The 17,412-nt window shown below is 66.9% G+C and carries 19 protein-coding genes; 13 read left to right on the top strand and 6 right to left on the bottom strand.

Annotation, left to right across the window (positions count from 1 at the left end; genetic code table 11):
* The first annotated feature begins 2 nt into the window (after positions 1 to 2).
* The 4 genes from K9D12_RS12410 to K9D12_RS14960 all read left to right on the top strand — a co-directional run bounded on the left by K9D12_RS12410 (position 3) and on the right by K9D12_RS14960 (position 3,698).
* Complete coding sequence (locus K9D12_RS12410; protein ID WP_047312557.1) at positions 3 to 1,085, top strand: ferredoxin reductase; 1,083 nt, start codon at positions 3 to 5, stop codon at positions 1,083 to 1,085.
* 14 nt (positions 1,086 to 1,099) lie between these two features.
* Positions 1,100 to 2,356, top strand: a complete 1,257-nt coding sequence (locus K9D12_RS12405) for an acyl-CoA desaturase (RefSeq protein WP_223060388.1) — start codon at positions 1,100 to 1,102, stop codon at positions 2,354 to 2,356.
* 119 nt (positions 2,357 to 2,475) lie between these two features.
* On the top strand, positions 2,476 to 3,120 hold the full coding sequence (locus K9D12_RS12400) for a hypothetical protein (RefSeq protein ID WP_047313019.1): 645 nt from the start codon (positions 2,476 to 2,478) through the stop codon (positions 3,118 to 3,120).
* A gap of 209 nt (positions 3,121 to 3,329) precedes the next feature.
* The gene (locus tag K9D12_RS14960; RefSeq protein WP_052947189.1) at positions 3,330 to 3,698 is read left to right on the top strand and encodes a transglycosylase family protein; all 369 of its coding nucleotides are present in this window, start codon (positions 3,330 to 3,332) and stop codon (positions 3,696 to 3,698) included.
* Positions 3,699 to 3,708: 10 nt separating this feature from the next.
* Here the strand turns inward: K9D12_RS14960 and K9D12_RS12390 are convergent, their stop codons facing one another.
* Positions 3,709 to 4,425, bottom strand: a complete 717-nt coding sequence (locus K9D12_RS12390; protein ID WP_129666936.1) for a response regulator transcription factor — start codon at positions 4,423 to 4,425, stop codon at positions 3,709 to 3,711.
* Between the two features lie 287 nt (positions 4,426 to 4,712).
* Between K9D12_RS12390 and K9D12_RS15110 the strand changes: the two genes are divergently transcribed.
* The gene (locus K9D12_RS15110; RefSeq protein ID WP_187037049.1) at positions 4,713 to 5,450 is read left to right on the top strand and encodes a transglycosylase family protein; all 738 of its coding nucleotides are present in this window, start codon (positions 4,713 to 4,715) and stop codon (positions 5,448 to 5,450) included.
* 92 nt (positions 5,451 to 5,542) lie between these two features.
* Here K9D12_RS15110 and K9D12_RS12380 read toward each other — a convergent pair whose 3' ends face one another.
* Positions 5,543 to 5,893 (bottom strand): hypothetical protein, encoded by a 351-nt coding sequence (locus K9D12_RS12380; RefSeq protein ID WP_223060387.1) that lies wholly within the window; start codon positions 5,891 to 5,893, stop codon positions 5,543 to 5,545.
* Positions 5,894 to 5,995: 102 nt separating this feature from the next.
* On the opposite strand from K9D12_RS12380, the gene K9D12_RS12375 reads away from it, so the two are divergent.
* The gene (locus K9D12_RS12375; protein WP_223060386.1) at positions 5,996 to 6,148 is read left to right on the top strand and encodes a hypothetical protein; all 153 of its coding nucleotides are present in this window, start codon (positions 5,996 to 5,998) and stop codon (positions 6,146 to 6,148) included.
* Positions 6,145 to 6,600 carry a hypothetical protein gene (locus K9D12_RS12370; protein ID WP_223060385.1) on the top strand — a complete coding sequence of 152 codons (456 nt, stop codon included), beginning with the start codon at positions 6,145 to 6,147 and terminating at the stop codon, positions 6,598 to 6,600. Before K9D12_RS12375 ends, K9D12_RS12370 begins: the two co-directional genes overlap by 4 nt.
* 371 nt (positions 6,601 to 6,971) lie before the next feature.
* Here K9D12_RS12370 and K9D12_RS12365 read toward each other — a convergent pair whose 3' ends face one another.
* A complete protein-coding gene (locus K9D12_RS12365; RefSeq protein ID WP_223060384.1) occupies positions 6,972 to 7,442 on the bottom strand; it encodes a hypothetical protein in 471 nt (156 codons plus the stop codon).
* A gap of 604 nt (positions 7,443 to 8,046) precedes the next feature.
* Entirely contained in the window at positions 8,047 to 8,940 is an 894-nt protein-coding gene (locus tag K9D12_RS12360; RefSeq protein ID WP_223060383.1) for an alpha/beta fold hydrolase, read from the bottom strand.
* 48 nt (positions 8,941 to 8,988) lie between these two features.
* On the opposite strand from K9D12_RS12360, the gene K9D12_RS12355 reads away from it, so the two are divergent.
* From K9D12_RS12355 to K9D12_RS12340, 4 genes are all read left to right on the top strand, one after another.
* On the top strand, positions 8,989 to 9,828 hold the full coding sequence (locus tag K9D12_RS12355) for a histidine phosphatase family protein (protein WP_223060382.1): 840 nt from the start codon (positions 8,989 to 8,991) through the stop codon (positions 9,826 to 9,828).
* 50 nt (positions 9,829 to 9,878) lie between these two features.
* Complete coding sequence (locus K9D12_RS12350) at positions 9,879 to 10,385, top strand: acyl-CoA thioesterase (protein WP_047313015.1); 507 nt, start codon at positions 9,879 to 9,881, stop codon at positions 10,383 to 10,385.
* A complete protein-coding gene (leuE, locus tag K9D12_RS12345) occupies positions 10,382 to 11,056 on the top strand; it encodes a leucine efflux protein LeuE (protein WP_223060381.1) in 675 nt (224 codons plus the stop codon). Before K9D12_RS12350 ends, leuE begins: the two co-directional genes overlap by 4 nt.
* Before the next feature lie 80 nt (positions 11,057 to 11,136).
* Complete coding sequence (locus K9D12_RS12340) at positions 11,137 to 12,732, top strand: fatty acyl-CoA synthetase (RefSeq protein ID WP_047313013.1); 1,596 nt, start codon at positions 11,137 to 11,139, stop codon at positions 12,730 to 12,732.
* Here the strand turns inward: K9D12_RS12340 and K9D12_RS12335 are convergent.
* Positions 12,723 to 14,465 (bottom strand): long-chain-acyl-CoA synthetase, encoded by a 1,743-nt coding sequence (locus tag K9D12_RS12335; protein WP_370633513.1) that lies wholly within the window; start codon positions 14,463 to 14,465, stop codon positions 12,723 to 12,725. The genes K9D12_RS12340 and K9D12_RS12335 overlap by 10 nt on opposite strands.
* A 213-nt stretch (positions 14,466 to 14,678) precedes the next feature.
* Between K9D12_RS12335 and K9D12_RS12330 the strand changes: the two genes are divergently transcribed.
* The gene (locus K9D12_RS12330; protein WP_223060380.1) at positions 14,679 to 14,834 is read left to right on the top strand and encodes a LacI family DNA-binding transcriptional regulator; all 156 of its coding nucleotides are present in this window, start codon (positions 14,679 to 14,681) and stop codon (positions 14,832 to 14,834) included.
* An 84-nt stretch (positions 14,835 to 14,918) separates the two neighbouring features.
* Positions 14,919 to 15,731 (top strand): substrate-binding domain-containing protein, encoded by an 813-nt coding sequence (locus K9D12_RS12325; protein ID WP_223060379.1) that lies wholly within the window; start codon positions 14,919 to 14,921, stop codon positions 15,729 to 15,731.
* Positions 15,732 to 15,803: 72 nt separating this feature from the next.
* On the opposite strand, the gene K9D12_RS12320 is transcribed toward K9D12_RS12325, so the two are convergent.
* On the bottom strand, positions 15,804 to 17,111 hold the full coding sequence (locus K9D12_RS12320; protein WP_129666940.1) for an ISL3 family transposase: 1,308 nt from the start codon (positions 17,109 to 17,111) through the stop codon (positions 15,804 to 15,806).
* Between the last annotated feature and the right edge of the window lie 301 nt (positions 17,112 to 17,412).

The raw sequence follows: 17,412 nt of genomic DNA, 5'->3' as shown, positions 1-17,412 counted from the left end.
CAGTGACTCCTTCGGCTTCGCAGCAGCCTGCCCGCTTCCGGCGGGCCGCTTGGCGTGCCGCCGAGGTCTTCACCTCGCCGGTACCGCCGCAGGAGTTCGCGCGGTTGTTCAACCCGCTCGTCTCGAGCCGCCAGCTGCGCGGCGTCGTCACGGCCGTACGTCACGAGACGCCGAACTCCGCCACCATCGAGTTCAAGCCGGGCGGCGGGTGGGATCCGCACAAGGCCGGTCAATACGCGCGCATCGGCGTCGAGATCGACGGTGCCCGTAACTGGCGCTCCTACTCCCTCGTCACGGCCGAGGGCCACGACCCGGCCATCACCGTCACCGCGGTGGGTCGCGTGTCGACGCACCTCGTCCGCACGACGAAGCGCGGTGATGTGCTCTTCCTCGCACCGCCGCAGGGCGACTTCCTTCTGCCCAGCGGCCCGCGTCCGCTCCTCATGCTGACGGCCGGCAGTGGCCTCACGCCCGTCATGTCGATGCTGCGCACCCTGCTGCCGAAGCGGCACGACGCGGACGTCGTCGTCGTTCACTCCTCACGCACGCCGGACGAGACGCTGTTCCTCGACGAGTTGAAGCGCATGAACGACGAGCACCACAGCCTGACGCTCGTGCACCGCTTCACCGCACACGAGGGGCGTCTCGATCTCGCGACGACGCACGAGCTCGACGAGCTGTGCCCTGACTGGCGCTCCCGCAAGACGTTCGTCTGCGGCCCGCAAGCCATGCTCGACGACGCCGAGAAGCTCTGGCACACCGAAGAGTTGCCGCACGAGCTCACGGTCGAGCGCTTCATGCCGACGCTGTTCGCCGACCCCAACGCGCGCGGCGGCCTCGTCACGTTCGAGAAGTCCGACAAGGAAGCCACGGCAGAGGGCAACACCTCCCTCCTCGAGGTCGGCGAGGACGCCGGCGTCCTGCTTCCCTCCGGGTGCCGCATGGGCATCTGCCGCACGTGCCTCACGCCGCTCGTCAGCGGCACCGTCCGTAACCTTGCTTCGGGCGAACTGTGTTCCGACGAAGGTGAACTCATCCAGACCTGCATCAGCGCAGCCGTTGGGCCTGTGCACCTCGACGCGTAAGTTCAGGAGTTGTCATGACTGCCACGACCACCCAGCCCAAGGCCGGGGCGTTCGACCGCAAAACGGGTCGCGCCGCGGCGAACCCCGAACGTCGTACCGGCGTTCTGCCCACGAGCGGCCACGTCGCCGTCCGCCCGCCGACGGCGGCGCACCTGTCCGACGAGGACGTCGAGCGCCTGGGCGCCGAACTCGACGCCACCCGTGACGAGGTTCTCGCCCAGCGCGGCGCCAAGGACGCGGCCTACATCAAGAAGATGGTCAAGATCCAGCGCGTCACAGAGCTCGCCGGCCGAGTCGCCATGATCGGTGCGCGCAGCCGCATCGCGTGGAGCGCGGGCGTCGGGCTCATCGCGCTCGGCAAGGTGCTCGACAACATGGAACTCGGCCACAACATCCTGCACGGGCAGTGGGATTGGATGCGCGACCCCGACATCCACTCCACGACGTGGGAGTGGGATTTCGTGGCGCCGGCCAAGGGCTGGCAACACACGCACAACGACCTGCACCACACGTGGACCAACGTCATCGGCAAGGACCGCGACGTGGGCTACAACATCCTGCGTGTCTCCGACGACCAGCCATGGAAGCCGCGCGACGTCTTCAACCCACTCGTCAACGCGCTGCTCGCGCCCACGTTCGAGTGGGGCATCGCGAGCTACGACATCGAATGGGATCAATACAAGGCCGGGTACAAGACCCGCGAGCAGATGATGTCCGACCTGCGCGACCTGCGCGACAAGGCCGTCGGCATGGTGCTCAAGGACTACATCGCGACGCCGCTCGCGGCAGCAGCGGTCGGCGCCGTCGTCGGCAAGGCGTTCGGACGCCCCGCACGGTTCGCGTCGATCGCCGCACGTGCCCTCGGGGGCACGGTTGCCGCCAACGCGCTGCGCAACGTGTGGGCGCACTCGGTCATCTTCTGCGGGCACTTCCCCGACGGCGTCGACACCTTCGAGGAGGAGATGATCGACGGAGAGACGCGCGGTGACTGGTACGTGCGTCAGATGCTCGGCTCGGCCAACATCGACGGCACCCGCGTCTTCCACACCCTCACCGGCAACCTCAGCCACCAGATCGAGCACCACCTCTTCCCGGACCTGCCGAGCAACCGCTACATCGAGGTGGCCCCGAAGGTGCGCGACATCTGCCGCCGCTACGGGCTTCCCTACAACACCGGACGCTTCGGCCGTCAGCTCGGTTCGACGTGGAAGAACATCTGCGTGCTCGCCGTGCCGACCCGCGAGGAGTGGGCCGCCTACCGGGCTGCCTGAGTTCCCCGATCGGCGCGCCACAGGAATCGCACGATTCCTGTGGCGTACCGCATAATGACCTGTATCACGCCCGCATGCTCCGATCGGAACGATATGGGCCCCGACGAAAGTTGACTCCCATGTCGCTCAAGACCCGTGCGCTCGCGGGCCTCGGCACCGCTGCTGTGGCCCTCTCCTTCGCCGCCCCCGCCGTCGCTGCTCCGACGCCGACGCCCACGGTGCCTCCGGCCGTCGCCCAGGCCGCCACGAAGCTTCCCCCGTTCCCGGATGAGAACGCCACGGACGCCGAGATCGAGGCGTGGTTGACGCAGGCCGCCAAGACCATGGGTCTGCCGGCCTTCCCGGGTGCCGACGCCACAGAGGCCGAGGCTTACGCCTTCGTCAACGCTGTCGTGAAGATGTTCGGCCTGCCGGCCCTGCCCGCTATGAACGCCTCCGACGCCGAGTTCGAGGCGTGGGCGAACAAGGTCGCGAAGATGTTCGGTCTGCCGGCTCTGCCCTCCATGGACGCTTCCGAAGCCGAGTGGGAGGCCTGGTTCACCAAACTCATCGGCATGGAAGGGGAGATGCCGAGCGTGCCCGGCGCCACCCCGTCGCAGCCCGCCGAGACGGCCCCGCCGGCCGCCGGCCCCATTGTCCAGACCGACCGCGTCGTCACGCAGTCGTCCAACGCCACCGCCCTGACCGCCACGGGCTCCGCGGCAGCGCTCATCGCAGGTGCCGGCGTCGTCCTCGTCGCACGCCGCCGTCGCGCGATGCGCTGATCGATCGCTCCAGGCGAGCAAGTGGCGTCCGGCTTCGGCCGGGCGCCACTTTGTGTTTGCCGCACCAGGGCGGGGTTCTCACGGGGTGTGGTGGCTGTTCGGGTAGCGGTTGCCTTTGCATCACGCCCCGCGCCCTTGTTAGGAAGGAAGATCAGCCGGGAGGGCGAACGTGCCCTCCCACCCCCCATCGTCGACACGAGAGGTGACCCATGTTCCACTCGAGCCGAAACCTTCGTCAGCGCGCAGCCGGAGTCGCCGGAGGCCTTGCCCTCCTCGGCACGGCGGGCATGGGTCTCGCGAGCGGCGCGAACGCCGCTACGTGGAGCCAGGCCAAGCCGACGCTTGACGCCATCAAGTTCTGCGAGAGCTCCAACAACTACCAGGCACAGAACCCGACGAGCACCGCCTCGGGCGCCTACCAGTTCCTCGACACCACGTGGCAGAGCCTCGACGCCTCGGCCGGGTACTCCCGCGCCAAGTTCGCGCCGGCCTCGGTGCAGGACGCCGCTGCTCTCGAGCTCTACAACGAGATGGGCACCTCGCCCTGGGCTGCCAGCAGCAGCTGCTGGGCCAAGTAAAGCCCTCGCTTCACGATGCGGCGCTCATCCCCGATGCGGGATGGGCGCCGTTCGTCATGCGGTATCCCGCGCCACGCACCGTCACGATGTCGCGGCGCCCGAAGGGACGGTCTAGCTTCGCACGCAGGTGACTGACGACCTGGTCGACGACGTTGGAACCCGCTTCGTGGCCCGCGCCCCATACGTGATCGGCGATCCGAGCGCGCGAGATGACCTGGCCGGGATGACGCATGAGGAGTTCGAGCAGGGCGAACTCACGCGCCGACAGCGCGATCGTCACGGGCTCCCCCTTATCCTCGCGGACGGCACAGCGTGCCGCGCGATCGAGGCGAAGGTCGCCCAGGGTGAGGTCGTCCGGCAGAAGCGTCGGCGGGCGGCGCGTCAGAGCTCGCAGGCGTGCCGCCACCTCCGCGAATGGCACGGGTGAGACGACGACATCGTCGGCGCCGGAATCGAGGGCCGCGACCGTCTCGTTGCTGCTGCCGCGGCGAGCCATGACGAGAATCGGCGCACTCTCGCCCTCCTCGCGCAGCGCCGCAATCGTGGGCACGTCGTGAACTCCCGGGCGTGAGGAGCAGACGACGACCACGTCGACGTCGGACTCGCCCGCCAGCCACAACGCCTCGCCCCGCGCCTGCGCCGACTCGACGACGTACCCCTCCTGCTCGAGGGCTGGATGCAGTCGTTCGGCCACACGGCCGCCTTCGTCCACGATGAGTGCTTTCATGCCGCAGAACGTAGGGAGCACGGCTTTGAGTTCGATAAGAACGGTCGCCGCGCTGAGGGGCGCCGTCGGGCGGCGAGGCGGGGCTGCGAAGGCGTCACTCGGACGGCGCCCTTCCCACGTAAATCACTGCGGATCAACGGGTTTCATCTCCACTTCGGCCACACTCCCGCTGCCGCGCGGCTGCTCACAGAAGGCACACAGCGTGTCGGCGGCGACATCCGGACGTCAGGCGGGGGCAACGAAGCCTCGTCACGGTTGATGACGTCAACCGATGAAAGGAACACCAGATGTCCCCCATGAAGAAGCCCATGCGAGTTCGAGCCATGACGGTCTCCGGTGGTATCGCCCTGCTCGGTGCAACCGGAGCCGGCCTCGCCGGCACCGCGAACGCCGCCACCACGTCGTCCGCGAGTTCCACGCTCGCCAAGATCAAGTACTGCGAGAGCGGCGGCAACTACCAGGCCGTGAACGCCTCGAGCGGCGCGTCCGGCGCCTACCAATTCCTCGACTCGACGTGGCGCAGCCTCTCGGCCGCGTCCGGCTACTCGACGGCCGCGTCGGCGCCTGCCTCCGTGCAGGACGCTGCGGCTCAGGAGCTCTACGCCCAGATGGGCACCTCGCCCTGGGCCGCGAGCAGCAGTTGCTGGTCGAGCATGACGAGCGCGCCGACCACGTCGTCGACGAGCACGACCGCGAGCGCGAACACCACTGCGGCCTCCAGCGCATCGACCGCTGCGACCACGGGCACGACCGCGGCCTCCTCCACGTCGTCCACCTCGCCGACGACGCAAACGGGCAAGGCCGCGAAGCCGCACGCCCCGAAGGCCCAGAAGCCGGGGGCCAAGCACGCCCACGCCCCCGCGAAGAAGGCTGCGAAGCCGCACGGCAAGGACGCGAACAAGCACGCGCCGCACGCGCACGGTGGCAAGCACCACGCGAAGCCGAACACGCCAAAGCCGGCGAAGAAGGCGTCGAACACGCTGTCGCCGAAGGCAGCTCACGCCCCGGAACAGGCCGCTGCCTGACGTTCACCGGCCCCCGCCGGCTCGCGCCCCTGCTCGCCCCCGAGGGCAGGACGCGGGTCGGCGGGACCCGCCGCGTCAGGCGGGGACGCGCGTCAGTCTCGACGCGTCGACTCGTACCACTCGGTGTACTCCTCGTGCGTCATGTCCCCGCTGATGACACGCATGTACTCCTCGCTGAATCCGCCCTCGTCCGCGGACTGCGGCCCCGACTCCATCTCCCCGAGCGACTGCGCGTTCGGATGGACATTCCCACCTGAGGTCGCGCTCCCGCGCTCGTCGACGAACTCGGGGGCGAGGTTCGACTGCGGCGCCGGCGCGAGGCTCTCGCTCGGCTCGGCGTCGGGATCCACACTGTCGACCAGCGTGGGAATCTTCTTCGCGAGTTCCCAGTTCTCCGGCAGTACCTGGCGCGCTCCGGGCTCACCGAACAGGTAATCGGCCATCTCCTGACGAGGCACCCACACACCGCGCCCGGGCAGGTAGCGCTCGATGTTGCTGTTCGGGAGTTGCCGGATGAGAGCGTCCGTACCTTCACCGGATGCCAGATGGACATGCTGCCCAAGAACGTCACCGGCTCGACCGGCTGGAGCCAGTGCTACATCCCGACAAACGACAACCAGTCGGCAGGCATCGACCTCAACGCCTTTTACCTCGGACAGCGTGTCTTGGTCAATGACGCATTTAAGGTGAGCGCATGACATTCCAGGGAACGGTTCCCGTATACAACGGTTACTTCATCATCGCCGGGAGCACTCTGGCCGAGTCAACATTCGCGACTGGCAGCGATGAGTTGTGCCTCCCCATGTCCCCTCAGGACTCAGCAGTTGTCATCTGCGGAGCGCAACAGGGCGACCCAACCGTGAACTGTACCGGCCTCGACGCCGCACCCGAACCCCTCACCACCGTTCCCGACGGCTGGGACGAGGCCATGGAAGTATCCATTAACCCCCTCGCCCCGCCCCTGATTCTCGAACCAGCCAACCACTCCGCTCTGTTCGATGGTCAGCCTCTGTTGGACCACGTCGGGTGGATGCGCATCCGAGTCCTCGCCCGGGGACGATGGGCCGCACGCGAAGACCCGACACTGCCGGAGGCCTACGACATCACCGCCTGGCCAGAACCCCACGCCCGAGACACGTTCACGGCCTAACCGCCAGAATCAGAGTTCGCCCTCCCCCTGAACACACGAGGGAGAGGGCGAACTCTGATGGGGCCGACCTGAGCCCGTGACTCGAGGCCCCCGCACCCTTGAGCTGACGTTGGCCTGTCATGGTTCTTCCCATTCGATATGAGATCTCGCGGCCCCAGATGTCGTAGCCGGTGGTGATGCGGTTAGCCGTCGCGTCATCGCCAGCGGCGTTCGCATCTCCGGTGTAATCGACCAGACCAGCTGCGTTGTAGTGCGTGAATGATGCAGGCACTGTAGTTGCGCCGGGAATCGTGCCTGTCGCCTTCTCGAGGACCTCGCGTCCCGCAGCGTCATACGTTGTCGTCGTTGTGCGGTTCGCGCTGCCCGACGTCTCAAGGACATTGCTCTGTGCTCGGAGCAGGATTTTGCCAGGATTCGAGGTCAAACTTTTGCTGTAAGTACTCCGGAGCATTATCTGTATCGAGAAGAATGCGGTCGATACTCTGGAGTGCCGCCTGTCTCCCCTCTGGGTCAATGTAACCGGTGAGGCGCAATAGAGTGAAAGCGTGGGCAAGAATCAAGATTGCTTCTTCAATGGCATCGTCAAATGACGACTCGACAGCCAGAACAGCATCGTTCCACTCCTCGTCCGATTCGTAAAGATCCCGCACTCGGCTAGCCGTTGTAAGTTCGTCGCGCCTTCTCGTCCATCTGGCAAGGACGTCTGAACCCTCATCGCTCCCGAAGGGGGCGAAGTCGTCTCCCGGATCATTGTAAATGCGATGTGTAAAGTGGGATTCGAATTGAGGGTGTTCAAACCCAAGGCGCTCTTTGCCAATTCGGTAGTACTCGTCATCAAGCACGGACGTCTCGCTTCCTAGGGACGGTCATGGAAATCCTTTCGCGTTCTATGGCCATGTTAATAGCAACCGCCCCGCGCGTTGAGAATGCCCGGGAGGGCAGTGGCCATAGAACTTCACATACCCCCGAATCCTGCCTGCCTCGATCTGACGAGCTCGATACCAGCTGTCGGTGACTGCAATCCATCTGAGATAACAAGACATTCCGGTCCTTCTCTGGCAAATTCTCACACCATCGTTAGGTCTCGTATTTCCGGACTGTTCGGTCATTCCAAACTTCCATGTTCCGGTGGCGCGATACCTCCAAGAAAAGCGAACTTCGTAAACTCGGTACTTTTTACCCTTTCGAATATTGTTTTGCGGTTTCCGTGGCTGCCGGACCTTTCCCTTGCTGGAGTGATATACTTTGCGCAATTTCTGTATGCGCTGGTACTTCCTGTATGCCTGGCTCGCCGCCCGGATCCGAGATGACGAACCACCGCTCTTCGAGTCTGAATTCCATTTCTGACCACGCCCCTTCTGACGCGATCGTATCGAGCACGGGTCGTTCGAATCCTTGACTCCGGCGAGGACAAGACCGCGCGAATGGCGGATCGGGCGACGCGGTTCAGGCCTGCGCGTCGACGCCCGTCGTTGCCCGAGCGTTCGGACTCTGCTCGGCTTCCTGGGTGTGCACCCACTCGGCGGTGAGTCCGACGATCTCCTCGTGTCGGCGCACCCACTGGATGTGCCCGACGCGGATGGCGGCGTGACGGCGCGTCACCCGGGCTCGCGGCACGAGTTTCAACAATTCCTCGAGCGCCGTGACGGGCGCGAGTGGGTCCTCGGGCAACGAGATGGCCAGCACGTCACCGGTGTAGGCGGCGAGGGCATCGTCGTAGCTGCGCTCGGCGCCCTTGGGCCGCACGTGCCCCGTTCGGGCCAGCCGGGCCCAATCCGCGACGAGAACGCCCGACTGGCGCCCCCAGAACTTGAGTCGGTCGCCGGGCCAGTACCCCACGGTGCGCGCCACGAACGCCATGAAACCCGTGCCCAGGTAGGAGCGCAGAAACCCGTTGCGCTCGAAGCCTCGCCAGTAGGGGCTGCCCGTCGCGACCAGGGCGAGGCCACGCGGCGAGAAGCCGGCCCGGGTGGCGTCGTCGCCGGCGTGTATCGCCGCTGCGAACAGTGCGATGTGGGCACCCAGGCTATGACCGAGGATGTAGACGGGTGCCTCGGGGCGCTCCCGGTGCGCGTACGTCATCACTGCTTCGTGAACCTTCGTCGCGAGCGCGTCGTACCCGTACGAGGAATGACGCCCGACGCCGCGCGGAGTCTCCCGGCCCGGGTACTCGACAACGACGTTCGCGAGGCCCGCGGCGGCAAGCGCCGGCGCCAGATGACGGTAGAAGCGAGCGGGCGTTCCGAACGCCGGCCAGACGACGAGCAGCGGTGCGGCCTCGTCCTCGGCGGGGGTGAACGTGACCTCGACGTGCTCTCCGGGCGCCCATTCCAGCTTCACTCGCCGAACATTACCGACGAGTCACATGGCATGAGACAAGATTGGGTCATGGAAACGCGTTCGTTGTGGCTCGTGCGCCACGGGCAGGCGTCGTTCGGCAAGTCCGACTACGACAACCTCTCCGAGGCCGGGCACGAGCAGGCCTACCTGCTCGGCAAGGACTTCGCCCGCCGCGGCATCACGCCGTCCCTGCTCGTGAGCGGATCCATGAAGAGACATCGCCAGACGCTCGCGGAGATCGCCGCCGGCGCAGGGTGGACGCTCACCGACGTCACGGACGACACCGAGACGGCCGAAGCATCGGCCAAGGGTGACACGACCAAGAAGGACAAAGCCGACAGGGCCAAGTCCGCCACGACGGACGTTCCCGACCTCGGTGCCGACATCAGCGTCACGCACGCCCCGCCCGTTCTTCGTCGGCGCCTCGACGAGCGGTGGAACGAGCTCGACCACCGCGCACTGCTCACGGCCTACAAGCCGGCGTACAAGAACATGCTCGTGCTCAAGGCCGACATGGTGCGCACGCTGCGCCCCCGCATCGCCTTCGAGGACACCTTCGCCAAGGCCGTCGACCGCTGGAGCAGCGGCGACTTCGACCACGACTACCCGGAGAGCTTCACCGAGTTCGCGACGCGCATCAACGATGCTCTCGGCTCGATCGTCGACGGCACCGAAGAGCACGTCGTCGTCGTGACGTCGGCGGGTCCGGTGTGCTGGACGATGGCGCACCTCGCTGCGGCCGACAGCCTCGACGCGTGGAAGCAGTTCACCCTCGCGGCGGTCAACACCGGCGTCACCCGCATCACGATCGACCGTCACGGCCCGCACGTGCTCACGTTCAACGAGTTCACCCACCTCGACGGCCCGGATCTCGTGACGAACCGCTGAGCGGTGAACGCCCTGTCCGAGCCCAGGTTCGGGTGCGCGACAATGGCGGCATGACCGCACCGTCGACGACCCAGCTCCAGCTCACCCAGATGATGGGGACGCAGCAGACGAACCTTCTCGGAACGGTGCACGGCGGCAACGTCATGAAGTTCGTCGACGAGGCCGCTGGCTCCACGGCGGCCCGGTTCAGCGGCGGCCCCGCCGTGACGGCCGCGATGGACGAGATGGTGTTCCTCGCGCCGGTTCGCGTCGGTGATCTCCTTACCGTGAAGGCGCAGGTCAACTGGGCGGGCCGCACCTCCGTCGAGGTGGGCGTGCGCGTCGAGACGACACGCTGGGACGAACTCACCGCACCCGTCCACGTCGCCACGGCCTTCCTCGTCATGGTGGCGGTCGACGAGAACGGAGCGCCGCGCACCGTGCCCGAACTCGTGCCGGAGACCGACGAGGACCGCCGCCGCTACCGCGCAGCCGAACTGCGTCGCGAGCACCGCCTGGCACGCCGTGCGGCCATTCAGGAGTTGGGCGCCGGCGAGGCGTCGCTCGAGCGTCCATGACGCTCACCCTGACGCAGCTCGCACAGTTCACGCTCGGGGCGGTTCTCATCGTCCTGCTGCCCGGCCCGAACTCCCTTTTCGTCGCGACGACGGCCGCAAAGGTTTCCCGCGCCGCGGGATGGCGTGCCGCTCTCGGCGTCTTCATCGGTGACGGCGTGCTCATGGTGCTGGCCGTGCTCGGCGCCGGCACGCTGCTGGCCGGCGGGTCGGTCTTCTTCCGCCTCCTGACGCTCGCAGGTGGCGCCTACCTCGCGTGGCTGGGTTTCGGTCTCATCCGCCAGGGCATCGCCCTGCGCCGCGAAGCTCGCCCTTCTGCCGCGGCGACAGGAGCAGAGCCGACGGAGACGACGCTCACGATGCACGACGCGCGCTACTCCCCGTTCCGCCGTTCGCTCGCGACGAGCCTGCTCAACCCCAAGGCGATCCTTTTCTTCGCGGCGTTCTTCGTGCAGTTCGTCCACCCCGACGATCCGCACCTGTGGAGCAACTTCGGCGTGCTGGCCGTCATCATGCAGTGCATCAGCGCCGCCTACCTCGCCAACGTCATCGCGGTGAGTGCGCGACTGGGTCACCGCGCGAGCGGCCGCCCGGGCCTGGTGATCGGCGCTCACCTCGTCGCCGGAACGGCCTTCTGCCTCTTCGCCATCAAGCTGGCCTCCGCCTCGTTCTGAGACGGTTGCGGCGTGGGTGCCCGCACGGCGAGGCCGCTCGGTAATGTGACTCGGGTCACGTCCCCGTGGAGAGGTCCGCCATGTTCAGCGCCGCCGTGTCCGAGTCCGTCGCCACCGCCCGTCGCAACGCCCTCGGAGACGTGCTGCGGCGCAGCGCTGCGCGTGAGCCGAACAAGCTCGCGCTCGTCCACCGCGACACGAGCTACACCTACGCCGAGCTGAACGAGCGTGTCAACGCGTGCGCGAACGCCTTGGCCGAACGCGGTGTGACGAAGGGCCAGCGCGTCGCCCTGCTGTCGCACAACAACGCCGGGTTCGTCGTCGTGACGTTCGCGCTCGCCAAGCTCGGCGCCATCTGCGTTCCGGTCAACTTCATGCTCAACGCCGACGAGGTCGCCTACATCCTCGAGCACTCGGGCGCCCGCGGCCTCATCGTCGAGGACGCTCTCGTGCGGACGGCGGAGCGCGCCATGGGCAAGGCGAGCACCGACATCGGCCTACGCGTCGTCATCGGCGCCGCGGCTCCCGAGGGTTGGGAGGCGAGCGACACGCTGCTCGCCCACGAGGACACGAGCGAACCCGTCGTCGACATCGCCGACGACGACCCGCTGCAGCTCATGTACACGAGCGGCACCGAATCGCGCCCCAAGGGCACGATCATGACGAGCCGCAGCCTGCTTGCGCAGTACGTGAGCTGCATCGTCGAAGGGCGCTTCTCGCGTGACGACGTCGCCCTGCACGCGTTGCCGCTCTTCCACGTGGCCGCACAGCACTGCATGCTGACGCCGTACGCCTCCCTCGGCGCGACGAACGTCGTCCTCGACGGCCCGGAGCCGGGCGCGCTGCTCGAGGCGATCGAGCGGCACGGCGCCACGAGCCTGTTCTGCCCGCCGACCGTCTGGATCTCGCTCCTGCGTCACCCGGATTTCGACACGCGTGACCTGTCGTCGCTCAAGCGTGGGTACTACGGCGCATCGATCATGCCGGTTGAGATCGTCAAGGAGCTGAGCAAGCGGCTGCCGAACATCGACCTGTTCAATTTCTACGGCCAGACGGAGATGAGTGCACTCGCCCTCGTCCTCGGCCCGGAGGACCAACTGCGCAAGCCGGGATCCGCCGGTCGTGCGGCGATCTACGTCGAGACGCGCCTGATCGACGACGCCGGCGACGACGTGGCCCCCGGAGAGGTGGGCGAGATCGTCCACCGCAGCCCGCACGCGACGTGGGGATACTGGAACGACGAGGAGAAGACGGCCGCAGCCTTCGAGGGCGACTGGTTCCACTCGGGCGATCTCGGCACGCGTGACGACGAGGGCTACATCACGATCGTCGACCGCAAGAAGGACATGATCAAGACCGGCGGCGAGAACGTCGCGAGCCGCGAGGTCGAGGAAGCCATCTACACCCACCCGGCCGTCGCGGAGGTCGCGGTGTTCGGTGTGCCGCACCCGACGTGGATCGAGACCGTCGCCGCTGCCGTCACGCCCAAGGAGGGCCACGACGTGACGGTCGAGGAGTTGCGCGCCTACTGCCGCGAACGGCTGGCGGGCTTCAAGACCCCGACCGTCATCGTCATCGTCGATGCGCTACCGAAGAACGCGAGCGGCAAGATCCTCAAGCGTGACCTACGTCAGGAGCACGCCCAGGCGCAGCCGCTGGACGTGCCTCAGGGCTGACGCGCGCCGGCGACGTCCTCGGGGTAGCCCTCGTAGAACGGCACGTAGCCCTCCTTCGTCAGCACCCAGACGCGGTCGTCGCCCGCACCGGCGTAGCCCGCGTCGCGCAGTTCGACCTTGCGCGACTTGAACGTCGACGTCTGCTCGAGCGACTCGACCTCACGCACGAACAATGGCACGGCGTACTTGGGCAGCATCTCGGCGAGGCGGCCGGCCACGTCACTGGAGTCGAAGTCCTCGCGCAGGACGACGGCAGCCATGCCCGCACGGCCGTCGCTCCCCGGAACCTCGACGCCGTAGACGGCACAGTCCTGCACCTGCGGGAGTCGCTCGAGCGCAGCCTCGACCTCGGTCGTCGCGACGTTCTCACCCTTCCAGCGGAAGGTGTCGCCGAGGCGGTCGACGAAGGCCACGTGTTGGAAGCCCTGACGGCGCACGAGGTCGCCGGTGACGAACCAGCAGTCACCCTTGCGGAAGCCGTCACGCAGCAGCTTCTTCTCGGTCTCACCCTCGTCGGTGTAGCCGTCGAACGGCTGGCCGGAGGTCACCTTGGCGAGTAGGAGGCCGGCTTCGCCGGTCTTGACCTGCTCGAGGCGGCCCTTCGCGTTGCGCAGCGCGTCGCCGGTGTCCGGGTCGTAGCGGACGACCTTGTGCGGCAGCGGGCACGTGCCGGCGGTCTCGTCGAGGTTGTAGGCGTTGATGAACGCGATGTTGCACTCGCTGGCGCCGTAGAACTCGGCGATGCGCTCGATGCCGAACCGTTCCTGGAACTCGCGCCAGATGTCGGTGCGCAGACCGTTGCCGACGATGACACGCACGCGGTGATGACGCTCGATCGGACGCTCGGGCTGGCCGAGCAGGTAGCGACACAGTTCACCGATGTAGACGAACGAGCTCGCGTCGAAGCGGACGATGTCGTTCCAGAAGTTCGAGACCGAGAACTTGCTCGCAATGGCCATGGACGCGCCGCCGTTGAGCACCGCACCGAGCGCGACCGTCACGGCGTTGTTGTGGTACAGCGGGAGGCAGCAGTAGAGCGTGTCGTCCGGTCGCAGGCGCACGCCGAGACCGCCGAGACCGGAGTAGGACTTGAGCCAGCGGTGGTGGCTCATGATCGAGGCCTTGGGCATGCCCGTCGTGCCCGACGTGAAGATGTAGTAGGCCTTCTCGTGGCCACGCGTCTCGGCGCACTCGGACGGGTTCTGCGCGGCAGGTGCGGGCGCACCATCGGCGGCGGCGCGCATCTCGTCGAGCGTCATGACGTTCTGCTGCCCCGCGGAGGGCGCGGTCTCGAGGCTCTCGCGCAGCGACGCCTCAAGGACGACGACGCGGGCGTCGAGAATGCCGAGGCTGTGGTCGAGTACGTCCCCGCGCTGGTTGTAGTTGAGCAGGCCGCTCACCGCGCCGAGCTTCACCGTCGCGAGCATGACGAGCAGCATGTCGATGGAGTTGTGGGAGAGCAGCCCCACGACGTCCCCGCGCTTCACCCCGGCGTCGCGCAGCACAGACGCGTACCGGTTGACGCGTTCGTTGGCCTCGCCGTAGGTGAGGCGGCCCTCGTCGGCGATGACGAAGGTGCGCTCGGGCTGCTTGCCCGCAAGATCCTGGAAGACGGCACCGATGGAGGACTTCGTCGTCGGCCGCCGCACGAGCAGACCAGGGGCGTTGCGAGCTACCTGCCCCAGCTCGGGCGTCATGCGGGCCATCCCGCGGGCCATGTCCAGCACAGTCACTCGGCGACGCGTCGACACGCAAATCACTTCCTTGTTCCTCGAGTCGGGGTCTGGCGTAAACCCTACCTACGCGGAAGTAACAAAGCAGCGGCGTACTCGAACTTCATGGAAATTGCCATAGCCGGGTACTGCAGAGGACGACGAGCCCCACACATGCGCTTGCCGAACGTCCGTCTGGGCGAAGCACCGCTCCCAACCTGAAGAAACGTGAGTATGCCAGCCCCTCTCGAGCCTCGATACACGCTCAAAGATGTCGCCGATCGCGCAGGTGTCGCCATCTCGACGGCTTCGCTCGTGTTCAGCGGTAAGCGTCCCGTGGCCGAGCCCACGCGCGAGCGTGTGCTGAAGGCCGCGGCCGACCTGGACTAAGGCGGGCCCAACCCCCTCGCGCTCACGTCGTCACTGCGACAGGGACGCTCGGGCATCATTGGCGTCTTCGCCGAGGGACGTCTGATGAACTCCTTCAGCGACCCCTTCGCCGTCAGCATCCTCGACGGCCTGGCTCAGCACCTCGGGCAGAACTCCGCCGGCATCCTGCTCATGCCGGCACAGGGCGCCGGCCAGGACGAACTCGTGCGGCGCACAGCGGGCATCCCGCTCGACGCCGTGGTCTTCCCGCTCGGCGGGTATGTCTCCTCCGCGCTCCTCGAGCATCTGCGTCACCGTCGCATCCCGCTCGTGGGCACCGGTTACCCCGAGGCAGACGACGTCCTGCACCTCCACATGGACGAGCGCGGAGCCGCTCGGGCGATCGCGCAGCACCTCTATGACCTCGGGCATCGTGACGTCGCACTCCTCCAGCTTCCCGGCGCGGGGCCCAACGCTCAGCGGGACGTCATGAACCCCGAGGCGCTCGATCGCACTGCAGGCTTCCTCGAGGTGTTCCCCGAAGCCGTCGTCATCACAGCGGGCGAGAGTTCCATCGAGGGTGGCTACGAGGCCAGCGAACGCCTGTTCTCCGACATTCACCCCTTCACAGCTATCGCGGCGCAGTCCGACCTCATGGCCGTGGGAGCGATCCGAAGCATCGGCGCACACGGCCTCTCCACACCAGCCGACATCAGTGTGGCCGGCTTCGACGGCATCGACCTTCCTTGGCTGGTGGGCACCCTTACCACGATCGACCAGCGTGGCCAGGAGAAGGGCCGCACTATTGCGGACATGGTGACATCCGCTCTGGCAGGTACGCGGGAGAACCGTGAGCATTCGTTCACTCTCGTCCAGGGCACGTCGACGGACGCTCCCCCGCAGCACGCCCACGCGTGACATCTGCTTGACGCTCCCCCCTCCGGAACGCAGCAAAGGCCCCCGTCGGCGACGGGGGCCTTTCTGGGCTCTTCACAGATGAGGGTGTAGTTGGGGTCTGAATCCGCCGGCCGCGAGCAGGGATCTGGCGATGTAGTTGGTCAGGTTCCGAAAGCCCAGTGCCAGTCCGCGCAGGTGCTCCAGTCGACCGTTGATCGCCTCGGTAGGCCCATTCGATGTGCCGGGACGCTCGAAGTAGGCCAGCACGTCCACGGCGCGCTTGTTCAGGGTCCGGCCCAGGGTGACGACCTCGCTCAGGCCGTCGGGTACGCCCCGGGCGAGGGAGTCGATCAGCTCGGCCATCACCGCCCGCCCCTTGCTGCGGTCGGACTCGCGGTAGGCGGCGATCATGCGCTGGTAGACATCCCACGTGACCTCCACAGGCAGGTGTCTCTCGTCGGCGAAGAGGTCATCCAGGCGCTGGGCTTGCTTGTGGGTGAGCAGACTCGTTCCGGTGTGCAGCGTGCGCCGGGAGCGATAGAGCGGGTCGCCCTTACGGCCTCGTCGTGCCTTGGTGGCCCGCTGGACCCGCCGCCGGCACGAGTCGAGTGCCTCACCGCCCAGACGCACCACGTGGAAGGGGTCCATGACCGTGGTCGCCTCCGGCAGTTCCTCGGTGGCAGCGGACTTGTAGCCGGTGAAGCCGTCCATCGCGACGACGTCGACCCGTTCGCGCCAGTCCTTCGGCCGGCTCGCCAGCCAGGTCTTGAAGGTCTTCTTCGAGCGGCCTTCGATCATGTCCAGCAGTCGTGCCGGGCCGTTGCCGTCGCGGATGGGGGTCAGGTCGATGATGACGGTGACGTACTTGTCCCCGCGGCGGGTGTGCCGCCAGACGTGCTCATCGACGCCGATCACTTCCACGCCGTCGAAGCGGTGCTCGTCGTCGATCAGGATCCGCTTGCCCTCAGCGAGGACGGCGTCGTTGGCGGTGTTCCACGCGACCCCGAGCCCGGCGGCGACGCGGGCGATGGACAGGTGTTGGCAGACAATCCCGGCCAGGGCCCACCGCAGTCCCCGCCGGGAGAGCTTCGCCCGCGGTTCGGCTGCCAGCGTGGTGTCCTGGCGCCACACGTGCGGGCATCCAGTGCACCGGTACCGGCGGACTGTGACCGCCAGCGTCGTGGGGCGCCAGCCCAGCGGTTCGTGCGCCAGCTCGCGGGTGACGGTGTCACGCGGGATGCCTTCGCAGCCGCATCGCCGGCACCACTCGTCAGGTTCGAGCACGCGGCAGGCCAGCACCGCACGGTCGGGTTCGAGGCGCTGCCCGGTCACCTCCAACCCGAGCTCGTCCAGGCGGGCGAAGGTCGTCAGGTCAGGGGCAGTGAAGGTAGCGTCAGGCACGTCGAGGTCTTCCAGATGGTGAGCTTCAAGAACTTCCATCTTCGGAAGGCCTCGACGCCTATCCCGGCATCGACGCGCCGATAGGCACTACACCCTCATCTGTGAAGAGCCCCTTTCTGCTACCCACTTCTCGAGCTGAGCAAGTCGACGGGAGCTGTTCTCGACGTACACGGATCGAGGATTTGCTTTTGGGTATGCGGAAGGCCCTGAACCTGACTGGTCATGTTGTGTGCTCCGAGCCAACCCGATTGATGGGGGCTTCGAGGAACACTGCACATGACGTGACCGTCTTGGTTCAGGG

This window comes from Dermacoccus sp. Tok2021 (genome assembly GCF_019895135.1).
Lineage (GTDB): Bacteria > Actinomycetota > Actinomycetes > Actinomycetales > Dermatophilaceae > Dermacoccus > Dermacoccus abyssi.
Note: the sequence above shows the minus strand (reverse complement) of the source record. Positions and strands in the feature narration are given on the sequence as shown.